We start from the raw sequence: 16,640 nt of genomic DNA on the forward strand, positions 1-16,640 counted from the left end.
TCAGGCCTTGCCGGCGATCAGCATGAAGGCCGGGACCTCGTCGCCGAAGCCGAGCGGCGTCGGGCCGTCGTCGTCGTCGCGGCGGTAACGGCTGCGGCGATCGCGGCTGTCGTCGTTGGCCGGGCGCGGGGCGGCATGGTTTGCGGCTCGCGGGTTGCGGGCGGGAGCCTGCGGGCGCCCTTCGGTCTTGCGTTCAGCTTTCACGGCTTCCACCTTCTCTTGCGCCTCACTGGTCTCGGTACGGGTTTCCGCACGGGGCTCGCCCCTGGTGTTCCGGCCGCGCGAACGGTCACGGTCGCGACCGCCGCGTTCGCGGCCGCCGCGGGGGCGTTCCTCGCTCTCGGCCTGCGGCGGCAGCGCGTCGATATCGCCGTTCAGCCATTCGATCTTCTGGTCGATCAGCTTTTCGATGGCATCGACGAACTTTCCGTCGCGCTTGGAGACGAGGGTGAAGGCGGCGCCCGAGCGGCCGGCCCGGCCGGTACGGCCGATGCGGTGGACATAGTCCTCGGCATGGATCGGGACGTCGAAGTTGAAGACGTGGCTCACGTCCGGGATATCGAGGCCGCGCGCGGCGACGTCGGACGCCACGAGCAGCGTGAGCTTGTTTTCCTTGAAGTTCGCCAGCATCGTCGTGCGGGCCCGCTGGTCCATGTCGCCGTGCAGCGCGCCGACGGAGAAGCCGTGGCGGTCGAGCGAGCGGAAGAGGTCGGCGACGTCGACCTTGCGGTTGCAGAAGATGATCGCGTTCTTGAGGTCGTCCTGTGCGCGGATGAGGTCGCGCAGCACGGAGCGCTTCTCGTAATCCTTGCTGTGGGTGGCGACGAGCCGCTGCGTCACGGTCTTGGCCGTGGAGGAGGGCGGGGCGACCTCGATACGTTCCGGGTTCTGCAGGAAGCGGTCGGCCAGCTTCTGGATTTCCGGCGGCATGGTGGCCGAGAAGAACAGGGTCTGGCGGGTGAAGGGGATGAGCTTGGCGATGCGCTCGATATCCGGGATGAAGCCCATGTCGAGCATGCGGTCGGCTTCGTCGATGACGAGGATCTCGACGCCGGTCATCAGCAGCTTGCCGCGCTCGGTGTGGTCGAGGAGGCGTCCGGGGGTGCAGATGAGGACGTCCGCGCCGCGCTCCAGCTTGCGGTCCTGCTCGTCGAAGGAGACGCCGCCGATGAGGAGGGCGACGTTCAGCTTGTGGTTCTTGCCGTATTTCTCGAAGTTTTCCGCGACCTGCGCGGCGAGTTCGCGCGTCGGCTCGAGGATGAGCGTGCGCGGCATGCGGGCGCGGGCGCGGCCCTTTTCGAGAAGCGTCAGCATCGGCAGCACGAAGGAGGCCGTCTTGCCGGTGCCGGTCTGGGCGATGCCGAGGATGTCGCGCCGCGCGAGCGCCGGGGGAATTGCTCCGGCCTGAATCGGGGTCGGGATCGTGTACCCCGCATCGGTGACGGCGGACAGGACTTTCGGGCTTAGGCCAAGATCAGCAAATGTGGTCAAAGGGAAATCAGTTTCCGTTTCGGTTCTTGCGAACGCAATGGGTTCAGCGGCCAGAACGCCGCGAGATGCAGCGCACATAGGCCGAAAGCGCCGGAAAGTCAAGAAAATCAGCGAATTTGGTAAATCAGCAAGTGATTTGAAGGCTATGGCGGCGATTCTGCCACGCTTGTAGCGCCCGGCCTTGCCGTGCGTCAATCCATGTAGGTCGTCAGCTTCATGCCGGCGGTCAGGAAGCCCATCGGGTCGACCGCCCGGCCGTTGCGGCGCACTTCATAGTGGATATGCGGGCCGGTGGAGCGGCCCGTCGTGCCGGAAAGGCCGACCGCATCGCCCGCCTTCAGCCGGTCGCCGACCTTCACGAGCACGCGGGAAAGGTGGGCGTAGCGGGTGGTGAGGCCGTTGCCGTGGTCGACCTCGACCATGTTGCCGTAGCCGCCGTTGCTGCCGGCGAGCGTGACCTTGCCGGCGCCGGTGACGTGCACCTCGGTGCCCGTATGCGCCCGGAAATCGATGCCGGCATGCAGCGCAAGGCGCCCGAGGAACGGGTCGGTCCGGTTGCCGAAGCGGCTCGTCACGGTGCTGCCCGGCGCGGGATTGCCGAAGGGCAGCTTCTTTGCGGTGCGGCGGGCGGCGTCGAGGCGGTCGAGCGCGGTGTCGAGGCCGTTGATGGAATCCTCGAAGGCGTCGGAGGCCGTCTCCGGCTCGACGAAGGGACCGCCGATCGCCGTATCCGAATCGTCGTCCGCCGTCGCCTCCTCGGCGACGTCGAAGCCGCTGCGGCGCAGGATCGTCTGGATCGCGTCCGCACGCTCGGAGGCGCCTTCGGTCAGCGACTGGATGCGGGTAAGCTGCTCGTGCTCGAGATCCTTCAGCGAGAGCGTCACCTTGGAGAAGAGGCGGTCGGTGCGGTCGGCGGCCGATTCGGCCGTTTGCGCATAGGCGAGCTCCGTCGTCTTGCGCGGCGTGATTCCCATCAGCGCCTCGATGGCGTGGGCGGCGCTGGCGCTGCGGCCGTCGTCGTCCTGCGGCTTCTTGTCGGCGGCGTCCTTCGCAAGGCCGCTGTCTTCGGCGCGGCTCAGCAGGGCGTCCAGCTTGCCGTGGCGCTCGGAGAGGGCCATCTGCTGCTGCATCAGCTTCTCGACTTTCTCCTCCACAACCTGCTGGTCGAGGAGCTGGCGGCTGGTGACGCGGTCGACCTGGGCGCGAAGGGCGGAGATGCGGTCCTCGTAGTCGTGCTGCATGCGGGCCTGCCGCGCCATGGTGGCGCCGATCAGGTCGTCGCGCAGCACGAGGTAGGAGGTGGCGGCGAGATAGCCGACGGTGAACATGCCGGCGACGCAGAAGGTGACGGCCGCCATCCACGGGCGGATCGTCATGTGGCGGATCTTGTCGCCGCTCGCCAGAATGACGACATGCTGCTTCGCGCGCTTTCCGAAGACGCGGTTTTCAGGACGCTCCGCCACTCTTTTGACTCCCCGACCGATTCTGCTGGTCTTGCCGGGGAATTACACCTTGTTAGGGTTAACAAAGCCTTTCCCGGTGGAGTTGCGGGCGGTAAATATCAGCTCTGGCTCACGGAAACGAGGGCGCGGTAGAAGGAGGGCGTCAGCCCTGCCTCGGCGCGGGCGGCATCGTTGAACGGCGGCTTCAGCGGCCCGCGGAAGTTCGTGCGCACCAGCTCCCTGAAAGTCGCGGCCGGGTCTTTCTTCTCGCGGGCGCACAGGAAGCGGAACCATTTCGCCCCGACCGCCACATGGCCCTTCTCGTCGTTGTAGATGATGTCGAGGATATCGGCGCTCTCGTGGTCCCCGGTCTCGCGCATCTTCATCTGCAGGGTCGGCGTCACGTCGAGGCCGCGCGCTTCGAGGATAAGCCGCACGACGGCAAGGCGCGCGGTCAGGTCGTTGCGGGTGTCGTGCGCGGCCTGCCACAGGCCGTCATGAGCCGGCAGGTCGCCGTAGTCCGCGCCGAGGTCGCGCAACCGGTCGCGCACGAGGCGGAAGTGCTTGGCCTCCTCGAACGCCACCTGCATCCAGCCGTCGAAGAAGGAATGCGGCACGCGCTCGGTGGTGAAGCGCGCGACGATGTCGAGCGCGAGGTCCACCGCGTTGAGCTCGATATGGGCAAGCGCATGGAGGAGGGCGATGCGGCCCTTCTCGGTATGCAGCGAGCGCTTTTCCATGTGCTTGGGCGGAATGAGCTCCGGCTTTTCCGGTCGGCCGGGACGGACGGGCAGGGCCGGATCGCGCGGCGAGCGCATCGAAAGCGTGCGGGCGAACCAGCGCCGGGCGGTCTCCTGCGCCAGTGCGGTCTTCATGTCGAGATCGGCGGCGAGGATTGCGGCCGTCGCGCCGCCGCGGAGGCTTTCGATGTGTGGGAGGGGAGTCATTCCAATACCTTGCCGACGTTGCCTAAAGTTTCCTGGCGGCGTCGAGCACCGCCTCGACATGGCCCTTGACCTTCACCTTGCGCCAGATCTCGGCGATCCTGCCGTCCGCATCGACGAGCACGGTCGTGCGCTCGACGCCCATATAGGTGCGGCCGTACATGCTCTTTTCCTTCCACACGCCATAGGCTTCCAGCGTGGAAAGATTTTCGTCGGAGGCGAGCGCAACGCCGAGATCGTGCTTCCTGATGAACTTCTCGTGCTTTCCAACCGGATCGGGCGAAATGCCGAGGAGCGCCACGCCCGCGGCGTCGAAATCGGCCTTGGCGGCGGTGAAATCCTTCGCCTCCGTGGTGCAGCCCTCCGTATCGTCCTTCGGATAGAAGAAGAGGACGACGGGACGCCCGCGGAACGCGGACAGCGTGACGGTGCCTCCGCCGTCGCGCGGAAGCGTGAAATCCGGGGCTTCGATGCCCGGGGCCAGTTCTGCCATGGGATTTCCTTTCTTTGGCCGGCTTTTTGAGTCAAGGACGCGGCTTCCCGCATATATAGTGACAGGCAGAATCGTCCAGCGGCGAGCGGACGAGGCTTTGCGATTTCGCGGGATAACGCGGACGTCAGGGGCAGAGGAAACAGGCGCGAGATGGGAGAAATCCGCGGCGAGAAAGTCGTCTTCCGCAGGAAGGACATCGTTCCGCTGCACGAGCTGCCGTCCGCGCAGGCGCACGAACCCATCGTCCTGCATGCGGTCGACGCCAGCCGCTTCGGCATCTTCTGGCGCATCGTCGCCGCCACCGTCGCGCTCGTCCTCTTCCTCGGCGCGGGGATCGTCGGGCTGGTCGAGACGGGGATTTTCGACAGCACGCTCAATGCCCGCGCCGTCACCGCGCTCAACCAGGCGCTCGGGCCGCGCTACCGCGCCTCCGTCGACCATACGGTGCTGCGCCTCGCCGGTTTCAGCGGCTTCGCGCTCAAGGCGGAGAACGCCCGCATCATCGAGGTCGCGTCGGAAAAGGAACTGGCGACGACCGCATCCGTCGGCATCGTGCTCGATCCCTTCGCGCTGGTTTCCGGCCGCATCGCCGTCTCCCGGCTCGATGTGGACGGCGTCACCTTCAACGCGGCGCTCCTGCCGAAGAGCAAGCCGCTCGATCTTTCGGCCGTGCGCATTTCCGACGTGCCCGACTATCTTTCCACCGCCTTCGAGCGGCTGGACGGCCTCGACCGCCTCGTCGACGCCAACCGCATGCAGGCGGTGACGCTCTCCGACCTCGGCGCCACCTTCGCGGGGCCGGGCGGCAAGCCGGTGACGCTTGCCATCGCCAACCTGAAATTCTCCCATACCGGCGACGGCGTCATGTCCATCGAGGGCGCCTTCACGCTCGACGGCAACGAGGGCGAGATCGACCTGACGGCGCGGACCGGCGGCGGCATCGCCCACACCATCGACGGGGAAGTGCGCAACATCGCGCTCGGGAACTTCTTCCTCAGCCACACCGCCGAGGGCGAGGTGCATGCCGGCCTCGACACGAGCGCGGACATCGCCGTCCATGCGCGGCGGGAGGCCGACGGCACCGCCCCGCAACTGGCGCTCGACGTGAAGCTTGCCGCCGGGGCGGTCTACGGCGACGGCATCGCCGCGGAGCTGCGCCCGTCCTCGCTGAAGGCGACCTACAATTTCGCCAAGGGGACGATCGAGCTCGCCTCGTCGGATGCCAGCGTCGGCCAGTCGCAATTCCCCTTCACAGGCGGCCTCATCGATCTCGACCGCGTATCGGACAAGCGGGATCCGGGCTTTGCCATCGACCTCGTCTTCCGCGACGCCATCAGCCATCCGGTCGATTCCAGCGAGGCGCCGATCCGCTTCGACGCCAAGGTCAGCGGCTATTACCTGCCGAAGGCCAGGCGGCTCGCCTTCGAGGAGATGGCGGTCTCGAGCGAGAAGGGCAATGTCGCGGGCTCGCTAGCCATGCGCTTCGGCGACCGCGAGCCCGAGGTGAGCTTCGTGATGATCGCGAGCGAGTTGCAGTCCGCCGCGGTCAAGCAGTTCTGGCCCTTCTGGATGGGCAGGACGGCGCGCAACTGGGTGATCAAGAACATCTACGGCGGCACGGTCACCAACGGCCGCATCGAATTCTACCTGGCCGAGGGGCGCCCGCGCGAGCCGGGCGTGCCGATGCACCTCAACGCGGACGAGTTGAAGATCGACTTCGACATCGAAGGGGCGCGCATGAACGTGGCCGGCGATATCCCGCCGCTGCGCGACACGTCCGGCAAGTTCCACCTGCGCGGCCCGCGCACGGAGATCGAGATTGCCGGCGGTACGGCCTACTTCCCCTCGGGCCGTTCCGTCGGGCTTACCGGCGGCACCTTCGTCCTGCCCGACAACTATGCCCGGCCGCTGATGGCGGACATGGACATCAATGTCGAAGGCGATGCCGACGCCGTCGCCGAGCTCGTCACCTACAAGCCGATCCGCGCGCTGCCTGCGACCGGCTTCGTCCCGGAGGATTTCAGCGGCCTCGTCAAGGCGAAGGTGAAGGCGCATTTCGGCGTGATCTCCGCGCATAACCCGCCGCCGCCGGAATGGACGGCGGCCCTCACGTTCGACGACGTCGACGTGCACAAGCCGGTCACCGGGCATGCGGTGAGCGGCCTGCACGGCGTCCTCACGATCGATCCGAAGCAGGCCGATCTCGACGCCAGGGCGAATATCGACGGCGTTCCGCTCAATATCGAACTGGTGGAGCCGGTCGACAAGAGCGCGGGCGCCAGGCGCAGGACGATCCTTTCCGGCACGCTCGGCAACAACGACCGCCGCAAGCTGATGCCGGGCCTTGAAGACGTTCTCGAAGGAGAGATCGCCATCAGGCAGGAGCAGGAGGGCGACGGCCCGCGGATCGTCGAGGCCGATCTTTCGGGCGCCGCCGTCTCCATCCCGTGGATCGGCTGGACGAAGGGCGCGGGGATCGGCGGCAAGGTGACGCTGACGGCGGAGACGAAGGACGGCATAACCCGGATTTCCGATTTCCGCTTCACCGGCGACGGGTTCAATGCGGCCGGCGACCTGGTGCTTCGCGGCGCGGCGCTCGATTCGGCGAATTTTTCGACCGTCAAGCTTTCGGCCGACGATCGGTTCCGGCTGAAGGTGGAGCGCAGCAAGTCCGGCTATGCGGTGACGGCGGACGGCGAGGCGGCGGACGTGCGGCAGGTGCTGGCGCGGCTCAAGACCGCCTCCGGGGGCAAGGGCGCCGGCAATGACGCAAAGCAGGACATCAGCGTCGCCGCCGCCTTCTCGCGCGTGACCGGCTTCAACGGCGAGAACCTTTCCAGCGTGAAGTTCCGCTACGGCACGTCGATGGGGCGCATTTCCGCGCTCGACCTTTCCGCCGTGACGGCAAGCGGCGCGCCGGTGGTCGGCCAGCTTCTCACGGGCGGCCAGTCGGACATCATCCAGTTGACCAGCGGGGACGCGGGTTCCATCGCACGCTTTGCCGACATCTACCGCCACATGCGCGGGGGCCTTCTCAACGTGCGGCTGCGCGAGGGCGGAAACAACGGCTGGATCGGCTCGGTCGACATCCGCAATTTCGCGCTGGTCGGCGAGGAGCGGCTGCGCTCGCTCGTCTCCACCCCGACCGGCGAAGGCGGCCGCAGCCTCAACGATGCCGTGCGCCGGGAGATCGACGTCAGCGCCGTGAAGTTCTCGCGCGGCTTCGCGCAGGTGCGGGCCGGCGGCGGTTCGCTGCAGGTCGACAACGGCGTGGTGCGCGGGGAGATGGTGGGCGCGACCTTCCAGGGCACGGTGCGCGATGCGAGCGGCCAGACGGACATGACCGGCACCTTCATGCCGGCTTACGGCCTCAACCGGCTCTTCGCCGAACTGCCGCTGATCGGCATCCTCCTCGGCAACGGCAACGACCGCGGCCTGATCGGCATCACCTTCAAGCTCTCCGGCGCCTTCGACAAGCCGAATCTCACGATCAACCCGCTGTCGATCATCGCCCCCGGCGTCTTCCGCAACATCTTCGAGTTCCAGTGACAGGCGGCCATGGCGGTGGATTCTCGGGTCGAGCCCGAGGATGACGAAAGGGGAAAAGTCGGCGGCCAAGGCAGCGGTGCTGCATGCCGAGCCGTTCGATGGGCAGGTTGCGTTTCCTCCCCACCGTCATCCTCGGCTCGACCCGAGGATCCACCGCCACGGACGCGGCGGTACCACTATGTCTGAAACGGCCTGCCCGTCCGTCAGGCCGGGCGGACCAGGATGTGCTTCTTCTTGCCGAGCGAGAGCTTGATGACGCCGTCGGCGGAGACGTCGGCGGTGCCGATGACGCGGCGCTCGTCGGAGATCGCGGCGTCGTTGATGCGCACCGCGCCGCCCTGGACGTGGCGGCGGGCCTCGCCGTTCGAGGCGGCAAGGCCGGCCTTGACGATGAGGCTGAGGAGGCCGATGCCGGCCTCGAGCTCGCCCGCGGCGACGTCGATCGACGGCAGGTTTTCCGAAAGCCCGCCTTCCTCGAAGGTCTTGCGCGCGGTCTCGGCGGCCTGCTCGGCGGCGGCGCGGCCATGCAGCATCGCCGTCACCTCCGTTGCGAGGATCTTCTTCACCTCGTTGATCTCCGCGCCGCCGAGGGCGGAAAGGCGGGCGATCTCGTCCATCGGCAGCGTTGTGTAGAGCTTGAGGAAGCGCGAGACGTCCGCGTCTTCCGTGTTGCGCCAGTACTGCCAGAAATCGTAGGCCGAGAGCATTTCCGGGTTGAGCCAGACGGCGCCGGAGAGCGACTTGCCCATCTTCGCGCCCGAAGCGGTGGTGAGCAGCGGCGAGGTAAGGGCGTAGAGCTGCGGCGTGCCCATGCGGTGGCCGAGGTCGATGCCGTTGATGATGTTGCCCCACTGGTCCGAGCCGCCCATCTGCAGGCGGCAGCCATAACGCTTCGACAGCTCGACGAAGTCGTAGGCCTGCAGGATCATGTAGTTGAATTCGAGGAAGGACAGGGAGTGTTCCCGGTCGAGCCGCGTCTTCACGCTGTCGAAGGCGAGCATGCGGTTGACCGAGAAGTGCCGGCCGACATCGCGCAGGAATTCGAGGTAGTTGATGGCGAGCAGCCAGTCGGCGTTGTTGATCATCAACGCGTCCTTGGGGCCGTCGCCGTAGGTCAGGTAGTTGGAGAAGACCTTCTTGATGCCGGCGATGTTGGCGTTCAGCGTCTCGGGCGTGAGGAGCTGGCGCGCCTCGTCCTTGAAGGACGGATCGCCCACCATGCCCGTGCCGCCGCCCATCAGCGAGATCGGGCGGTGGCCCGTCTGCTGGAACCAGTGCAGCATCATGATCTGGATGAGGCCGCCGGCATGCAGGCTCGGCGCCGTCGGGTCGAAGCCGATATAGGCCGTCACGGTTTCCTTGGCGAGAAGATCGTCGAGGCCGGTTTCATCGGATACCTGGTGGATGAAGCCGCGCTCTTTCAGCGTGCGAAGGAAATCGGATTTGAATTCGGACATGGCCTGTCTCTCTGGTGGGATTGTTTCGGCCGGGCGTTTATCACCTTTATGGTGAGTTATCACTTCAAAAGTGAGTCTGGAGCGGATGGCATGATGCGGACGGCAATCGGTTTGATGAGCGGCACCAGCCTCGACGGCATCGACGTCGCGCTGCTGCGCACGGACGGCGAGGCCGTCGTCGAGCGCGGCCCGTCGATGGGGCGGCCCTATGACGCCGCCTTTCGCCGCCGCCTGCAAGGCGCGCTGGAAACGGCAAAAGCCATCGGCGAGCGGATGGAGCGGCCGGGCGATCTTGCCGATATCGAGCGGGAACTGACGCTGCGCCACGGCGAGGCCGTGCGCGCCTTCCTTACGGAAAATTCCCTGAAGCCTGCCGACATCGACGTCGTCGGCTTCCACGGCCAGACGGTACTGCACCGGCCGAATGTCGGCCTGACGGTGCAGCTCGGCGACGGGGCGCTGCTCGCCCGCGAGACGGGTATCGACGTCGTCTACGACATGCGGGCGAACGATATGGTGCATGGCGGGCAGGGGGCGCCGCTCATCCCGGCCTATCATGCCGCGCTTGCCGCCGGCCTTGCCGAGACGGCCGGCAAGCCGGTGGTCTTCGTCAATATCGGCGGTATTTCCAATCTCACCTTCATTGGCAGCGAGATCGTCGCCTTCGACAGCGGGCCGGGCAACACGCTGATCGACCAGTGGGTCGAGGCCCATGCCGGCATTCCCTACGACCAGGGCGGCATGATCGCCTCGGAGGGCAGGGTGGATCGCGGCCTTGCCGAAAGATATCTGGGTCATGCCTTCTTCACCGATCCGGTGCGCCGCTCGCTCGACCGCAACGATTTCCGTCCGCCGGAGGGCGCGGCGGCGACCCTTGAGGACGGCGCGCGCACGCTGGCCCATGTCACGGCCGCCGCGATCCTGCGCTCCGCCCGCCACCTGCCGGAACGTCCGGCGCTCTATGTCGTGTGCGGCGGCGGACGGCTCAACCGGGCGATCATGGGCGATCTTGCGGCCCTCGCCGGGGAAGAGGGCGCGCGTGTCGTTACGGCGGAGGCGGTCGGCCTCGACGGCGACAGCATGGAGGCGGAAGCCTGGGCCTATCTCGCCGTGCGCTCGCTGCGCGCCCTGCCGCTGACCTTCCCGGGAACGACCGGCGTGACGGCGCCTGTTTCGGGCGGGCTGCTCGCAAGGGCGGCTTCCGGCGATTAACGTTTTTTTCGCTGCCGCGGCTTAGCCTTGGCGCGGGTCGTGCCGGGGTGTATGCGTCGGCCGACGATGTTTCTTGTCCAGGGTGGCCAATGAGTGGCGCGGGCTTTCTGCTGGCGGTGAATTTCCTCATCGCGCAGTGTTTCTGCATGTTCTTCCTGGCGGTTTCCGCCCGGAGCCGCAACCGCGTTGCCGCCCGCTGGTTCGCCGGCTGCTTTGCCGTCGCCTCCCTTTCGGCCGTCTTCGAATTGCTCGTCGCCTACGTGCCGCCGGCCAGACCCTGGGCGATCCTCGCCTTCGCCTCGATGCTCTGCGGCATGTTCATGCTGCGCGTCGGCATCGGCCATCTCTACGGGCTGAGGACGAACCGCCTCGTGCTCGCCCTCGTCTTCTTCGCCTTCGTCGAGCTCGATCTCGTGATCTACGACCTGCCGCGGGGCACGTTCCGGCATGCGCTGTCCTACCAGACGCCCTTTGCCGTCGCCCTCGGCATGAGCGCCTGGGCCGCCTACCGTGCGCAGGCGAAAAACCTCGTCGACCGTGCGCTGGTGGTGCTCCTTGCGGTCACGAGCGGGCATTTCCTCCTGAAAGCCTTCGCGGCCGTGCTTGCCGGCTCGGGCAATACGGCGAGGGACTATATGGCGAGCCAGTTCGCCCTCATTTCCCAGAGCATGGGCGCCGTGCTGATCGTCGCCGTCGGCTTGATGCTGCTCTGCGTGCTCGTGCTGGAGATCGTCGCCGAGGAGAAGGTGAATGCCGAGGTCGATCCGCTGTCGGGCCTGCTGAACCGCCGCGGCTTCGACAACCGCGTCGATGCGCTGAAGGCGCAGCCCGGTCCCCACAGCATCGTGCTGTGCGACCTCGACCGCTTCAAGGCGGTGAACGACACTTACGGCCATCAGGGCGGCGATGCCGTCATCCGCTCCTTCGGCGAGATGCTGAAGGCCGCCGTGCCGGTGGGGGCGCTCGCCGCGCGCATCGGCGGGGAGGAGTTCGTGCTGTTCCTGCCGCAGACGGGCAAGGAGGCGGCCCTGCTCTTCGCCCATGCGCTGCGGGCGAACCGGGCCGTCTCGCCGGTGCCGGGCCTTCCGGCCGGCGTGCGGGTGACGGGGAGCTTCGGCGTTGCGGAAATCGGCGGGAACGAGCCGCTGCGCTTTGCCATGCGCCGCGCCGACGACGCGCTCTATGCGGCCAAGAATGCCGGGCGCGACTGCGTGCGCGAGGCCGAGCCGCCGGCCGTCGTGCTGGATGTCGTGCGGCAGGCCAATTGAAAAAGCCCGGCGGCGGGGCCGTCGGGCTTTGAGGTCTTCGGTGCTTTCGGCCGCTCAGCGGATGCGCTTGGCGGCCGGCTCCGGCGTCAGTTCGCCGGCAAGGCGGCGGTCGAGATAGTCCTCGCATTCGGCCATCAGCGTTTCCGTATGGCCGTTGAAGAAGTGGTTGGCGCCCGGAACCGTGCGGTGGGTGATGAGGATGCCCTTCTGCGTCTTCAGCTTCTCGACGAGGCCGTTGACGTCCTTTTCCGGGGCGACCTTGTCGGAATCGCCGTTGATGATGAGGCCGGAGGACGGGCAGGGCGCCAGGAACGAGAAGTCGTAGATGTTCGGCTGCGGGGCGATCGACATGAAGCCTTCGATCTCCGGGCGGCGCATCAGGAGCTGCATGCCGATCCAGGCGCCGAAGGAATAGCCGGCGACCCAGCAGCTCTTGGAATCGGGATGCAGGCTCTGCACCCAGTCGAGCGCGGAGGCGGCATCCGACAGTTCGCCCGCGCCGTGGTCGAATTCACCCTGCGAACGGCCGATGCCGCGGAAATTGAAGCGCAGCGTCGTGAAACCGCGCTTCTGGAACATGTAGAAGAGCTGGTAGACGATCTGGTTGTTCATCGTGCCGCCGAACTGCGGGTGCGGGTGCAGCACGATGGCGATGGGGGCGTTCTTCTGCTTGGACGGCTGGTAACGGCCTTCAAGGCGACCGGCGGGTCCGTTGAAGATGATTTCGGGCATTCTTACTCCGGCAAGCTCGCGTTCGAAACGGATTCTTGTCAACTGAAGTCTTGACGAAAGCACTCAGCTTTTCTAGAACCCAGTTTAGAACTATTCGAAACTGATGGGCGCATATCGGGCGCCGTGAGCTTGGTGTCATAAGGCAAGCCCGGCGGAAATTTCAAGAAAAATGCGCCGCCGCGAATTCAGCGCGCGCAGACGGACTGCCAATGACGAAGACGGAGCGCACATATCTGGACTGGAATGCGACGGCGCCGCTCCTGCCGGCGGCGCGGCAGGCCGTCCTCGCTGCGCTCGACATGACGGGCAATCCGTCCTCCGTCCACGGCGAGGGCCGGGCGCTGCGCATGCTGGTGGAAGCCGCCCGCCGGGACGTTGCCGCGCTGGTCGGCGCTGCGCCCGCCCATGTGATCTTCACGAGCGGCGCGACGGAGGCCGCGAACCTCGTCCTGACGCCCGACTACCGGATGGGCCGCACGCCGCTTGCCGTCGGCCACCTCTATGTGTCCGAAATCGAGCATCCGGCCCTTCGCGAGGGCGGGCGCTTTGCGCGGGAAGACGTAACGACCGTTCCCGTCACCCGAGCCGGCATTGTCGATCTCGATGCGCTGGAAACCCTGCTGCAGGGCCACGACAAGGCGAAGGGCCTTCCGATGGTCGCCGTCATGCTGGCCAACAACGAGACGGGCATTCTCCAGCCGGTGAAGGCGACGGCGGAAATCGCACATCGTCACGGCGGGCTCCTCGTCGTCGATGCGGTACAGGCCGCCGGCCGGGTGCCGGTGGATATCGAGGTACTGGAGGCCGATTTCCTCATCCTCTCCTCGCACAAGCTCGGCGGGCCGAAGGGGGCGGGCGCGCTCGTCTCGCGCGGCGAGGTGCTGATGCCGGCGCCGCTCATCCGCGGCGGCGGGCAGGAGAAGGGGCACCGCTCCGGCACGGAAAACCCGGCGGCGCTCGCCGGCTTTGCCGCGGCGGCCCGCTTTGCTGCGGCGGACCTTGCCGCGCGCAATGCCCGGATCGCCGCCCTGCGCGATGGCCTTGAAGCCGGCATGCGGATTGCGACCAATGACGTGATCGTCCACGGCGTGGATGCCGAGCGCGTTCCCAACACTTCCTTCTTCAGCCTGCCGGGCCTGAAGTCGGAAACGGGGCAGATCGCCTTCGATCTCGAAGGCATCGCGATTTCGGCGGGGTCGGCCTGCTCCTCCGGCAAGGTCGGGCAGAGCCATGTGCTGACGGCGATGGGGTTCGACGCCGCGCTCGGCGGGCTTCGCGTCTCGCTCGGGCCGGGCTCGACGGAGGCCGATGTGGACCGTTTCCTGGCCGCCTTTTCGCGCATCGTGTCGCGGCGGCGGGCGGCCTGACGGGAATCTTGCGGAAACCCAAGTTTTCGCTTGCCAAAGGGTGGGAAAAGCCGCCTTTGGCGCTTACATAACCGGCGGCGAGCCGCCACACGTTGACAAACTGCCGGACCTTGGATCCGGCAAGATTGGAGAACGATATGCCTGCGGTGCAGGAAACGATCGATCAGGTCCGTCAGATAGACGTCGACCAGTACAAGTACGGCTTCGAGACGACGATCGAGATGGACAAGGCCCCGAAGGGCCTTTCCGAAGAGATCATCCGCTTCATCTCGGCCAAGAAAAGCGAACCCGAATGGATGCTCGAATGGCGCCTTGAGGCCTATCGCCGCTGGCTGACCATGGAAGAGCCCACCTGGGCGCGCGTGGATTATCCGAAGATCGACTTCAACGATCTCTATTACTACGCCGCGCCGAAGAACCAGAGCGGCCCGAAGTCGCTCGACGAGGTCGATCCGGAGCTGCTCAAGACCTATGAGAAGCTCGGCATTCCGCTGCGCGAGCAGGAAATCCTCGCCGGCGTGGAAAAGTCCAAGATCGCCGTCGATGCGGTCTTCGATTCGGTCTCCGTCGTCACGACTTTCAAGGAAGAGCTGAAGAAGGCCGGCGTGATCTTCATGTCGATCTCGGAAGCCATCCGCGAGCATCCCGACCTCGTGAAGAAGTATCTCGGTTCCGTCGTGCCGACGACCGACAACTTCTATGCGACGCTCAACTCGGCGGTCTTCACCGACGGCTCCTTCGTCTTCGTGCCGAAGGGCGTTCGCTGCCCGATGGAGCTGTCGACCTACTTCCGCATCAACGAGAAGAACACCGGGCAGTTCGAGCGCACGCTGATCATCGCCGAGGATGGCGCGTACGTCTCCTATCTCGAAGGCTGCACGGCGCCGCAGCGCGACGAGAACCAGCTTCACGCCGCCGTCGTCGAGCTGGTCGCGCTCGACGATGCCGAGATCAAGTATTCCACCGTCCAGAACTGGTATCCGGGCGACAAGGAAGGCAAGGGCGGCATCTACAACTTCGTGACGAAGCGCGGCGATTGCCGCGGCAAGAACGCGAAGATCTCGTGGACGCAGGTCGAGACCGGCTCCGCCATCACCTGGAAATACCCGTCCTGCATCCTGCGCGGTGACGGCTCGCGCGGCGAGTTCTACTCGATCGCCGTGTCGAACGGCCACCAGCAGATCGACAGCGGCACGAAGATGATCCACCTCGGCAAGAACACGTCGAGCCGCATCATCTCCAAGGGCATTTCCGCGGGCTTCTCCAACAACACCTATCGCGGCCAGGTTTCGGCCCACCGCAAGGCGGAGAACGCGCGCAACTTCACCCAGTGCGACTCGCTTTTGATCGGCGACAAGTGCGGCGCGCATACCGTGCCCTATATCGAGGCGAAGAACGCCACCGCCCAGTTCGAGCACGAGGCGACCACCTCGAAGATCTCCGAGGACCAGCTTTTCTACTGCCTCCAGCGCGGCATTCCGGAAGAGGCGGCGATCGCGCTGATCGTCAACGGCTTCGTCAAGGAAGTCATCCAGGAACTGCCGATGGAATTCGCCGTCGAGGCGCAGAAGCTCATCGGCATCTCGCTGGAAGGTTCGGTCGGCTGACCGGGTAGCAATGCCCCGGCGGGTTTTCCGCCGGGTGGCCGGACAGGCCTTTCGATGAAGTTCCCGCGTGATCCGTTATATCAGCGGGTGCGGTTCTCATCGGGAGAGACGACATGGATCCGGTCAATCTGACGTATTACGCCGTGGTTTGCGGTGGACTGGCAGCGTATGCGCCCAACGTTCGGAACGTGGGTCTGCGCACGGTGGTGGGGCTTGGCCTCGGCGGTTTTTCCGCCATGATGCTTCCGGTGGTCCATTTCTTCCTCGGCTTCTGAAACGAAGACGGGAGCGTGAGCGCTCCGAACGCAGGACCGAGACATCATGCTTGAAATCAAGAATCTGCACGCTCGCATCGCCGAAGACGGCACCGAGATCATCCGCGGCCTGAACCTCACGGTGAAGGCCGGCGAAGTCGCCGCCATCATGGGCCCGAACGGCTCGGGCAAGTCGACGCTCTCCTACATCCTGTCGGGCCGCGAGGACTACGAGGTCACCGAAGGCGACATCCTCTACAACGGCGAGAGCATCCTGGAGCTCGACCCGGCCGAGCGCGCCGCCAAGGGCATCTTCCTCGCCTTCCAGTACCCGGTCGAAATCCCGGGCGTCGCCACCATGCAGTTCCTCAAGGTCGCGATGAACGAGCAGCGCAAGGCGCGCGGCGAAGCGGAACTGACGACGCCGGACTTCATGCGCCGCGTCAAGGAAGCCTCGGCCGAGCTGAAGATCGCCCCGGAAATGCTGCGCCGTCCGCTCAATGTCGGCTTCTCCGGCGGTGAGAAGAAGCGCGCGGAAATCCTGCAGATGTCGCTTCTGGAGCCGAAGCTGTGCGTGCTCGACGAGACCGATTCCGGCCTCGACATCGACGCCCTGAAGATCGTCGCCGACGGCGTCAACGCGCTGCGTTCGCCCGACCGTGCGGTCATCGTCATCACCCACTACCAGCGCCTGCTCGACTACATCGTGCCGGACACGGTGCACGTCCTCTACAAGGGCCAGGTCATCAAGTCCGGCGACAAGACGCTGGCGCACGAGCTGGAAGCGAACGGCTACGCCGACATCATCGGCGCCGCTGCCTGAA

13 protein-coding genes are annotated in these 16,640 nt (G+C 66.1%); 7 read left to right on the top strand and 6 right to left on the bottom strand.

The features are described 5' to 3' along the window. The 4 genes from HNQ66_RS04820 to HNQ66_RS04835 form a co-directional block, all read right to left on the bottom strand. A complete protein-coding gene (locus HNQ66_RS04820) occupies window positions 1-1,491 on the bottom strand; it encodes a DEAD/DEAH box helicase (protein WP_184141449.1) in 1,491 nt (496 codons plus the stop codon). A gap of 191 nt (window positions 1,492-1,682) precedes the next feature. Continuing rightward, entirely contained in the window at window positions 1,683-2,954 is a 1,272-nt protein-coding gene (locus tag HNQ66_RS04825; RefSeq protein ID WP_343059436.1) for a M23 family metallopeptidase, read from the bottom strand. Window positions 2,955-3,052: 98 nt separating this feature from the next. Next, window positions 3,053-3,880, bottom strand: a complete 828-nt coding sequence (locus tag HNQ66_RS04830) for a ferritin-like domain-containing protein (RefSeq protein WP_184141451.1) — start codon at window positions 3,878-3,880, stop codon at window positions 3,053-3,055. Between the two features lie 22 nt (window positions 3,881-3,902). Beyond that, the gene (locus HNQ66_RS04835) at window positions 3,903-4,370 is read right to left on the bottom strand and encodes a peroxiredoxin (RefSeq protein ID WP_184141453.1); all 468 of its coding nucleotides are present in this window, start codon (window positions 4,368-4,370) and stop codon (window positions 3,903-3,905) included. A 150-nt stretch (window positions 4,371-4,520) separates the two neighbouring features. Between HNQ66_RS04835 and HNQ66_RS04840 the strand changes: the two genes are divergently transcribed. Beyond that, on the top strand, window positions 4,521-7,919 hold the full coding sequence (locus tag HNQ66_RS04840) for a YhdP family protein (RefSeq protein ID WP_184141455.1): 3,399 nt from the start codon (window positions 4,521-4,523) through the stop codon (window positions 7,917-7,919). A gap of 203 nt (window positions 7,920-8,122) precedes the next feature. Here the strand turns inward: HNQ66_RS04840 and tyrS are convergent, their stop codons facing one another. Then, window positions 8,123-9,376: a tyrosine--tRNA ligase gene (gene tyrS / locus HNQ66_RS04845; RefSeq protein WP_184141457.1), complete on the bottom strand. Its 1,254-nt coding sequence runs from the start codon at window positions 9,374-9,376 to the stop codon at window positions 8,123-8,125. A 90-nt stretch (window positions 9,377-9,466) separates the two neighbouring features. On the opposite strand from tyrS, the gene HNQ66_RS04850 reads away from it, so the two are divergent. After that, on the top strand, window positions 9,467-10,588 hold the full coding sequence (locus HNQ66_RS04850; protein WP_246434215.1) for an anhydro-N-acetylmuramic acid kinase: 1,122 nt from the start codon (window positions 9,467-9,469) through the stop codon (window positions 10,586-10,588). 89 nt (window positions 10,589-10,677) lie between these two features. Next, window positions 10,678-11,856 (top strand): GGDEF domain-containing protein, encoded by a 1,179-nt coding sequence (locus HNQ66_RS04855; protein WP_184141461.1) that lies wholly within the window; start codon window positions 10,678-10,680, stop codon window positions 11,854-11,856. Between the two features lie 54 nt (window positions 11,857-11,910). Here HNQ66_RS04855 and HNQ66_RS04860 read toward each other — a convergent pair whose 3' ends face one another. Beyond that, entirely contained in the window at window positions 11,911-12,588 is a 678-nt protein-coding gene (locus HNQ66_RS04860; RefSeq protein ID WP_184141463.1) for an alpha/beta hydrolase, read from the bottom strand. A gap of 209 nt (window positions 12,589-12,797) precedes the next feature. Between HNQ66_RS04860 and HNQ66_RS04865 the strand changes: the two genes are divergently transcribed. The 4 genes from HNQ66_RS04865 to sufC all read left to right on the top strand — a co-directional run bounded on the left by HNQ66_RS04865 (window position 12,798) and on the right by sufC (window position 16,639). Then, the gene (locus tag HNQ66_RS04865) at window positions 12,798-13,955 is read left to right on the top strand and encodes a cysteine desulfurase family protein (RefSeq protein WP_184141465.1); all 1,158 of its coding nucleotides are present in this window, start codon (window positions 12,798-12,800) and stop codon (window positions 13,953-13,955) included. 137 nt (window positions 13,956-14,092) lie between these two features. Continuing rightward, window positions 14,093-15,562: a Fe-S cluster assembly protein SufB gene (sufB, locus tag HNQ66_RS04870; protein ID WP_184141467.1), complete on the top strand. Its 1,470-nt coding sequence runs from the start codon at window positions 14,093-14,095 to the stop codon at window positions 15,560-15,562. 113 nt (window positions 15,563-15,675) lie between these two features. Then, entirely contained in the window at window positions 15,676-15,837 is a 162-nt protein-coding gene (locus HNQ66_RS04875; RefSeq protein ID WP_184141469.1) for a hypothetical protein, read from the top strand. A gap of 46 nt (window positions 15,838-15,883) precedes the next feature. Next, entirely contained in the window at window positions 15,884-16,639 is a 756-nt protein-coding gene (gene sufC, locus HNQ66_RS04880; RefSeq protein ID WP_184141471.1) for a Fe-S cluster assembly ATPase SufC, read from the top strand. Window position 16,640 lies beyond the last annotated feature (1 nt).

The organism is Shinella fusca, from assembly GCF_014203155.1.
GTDB lineage: Bacteria > Pseudomonadota > Alphaproteobacteria > Rhizobiales > Rhizobiaceae > Shinella > Shinella fusca.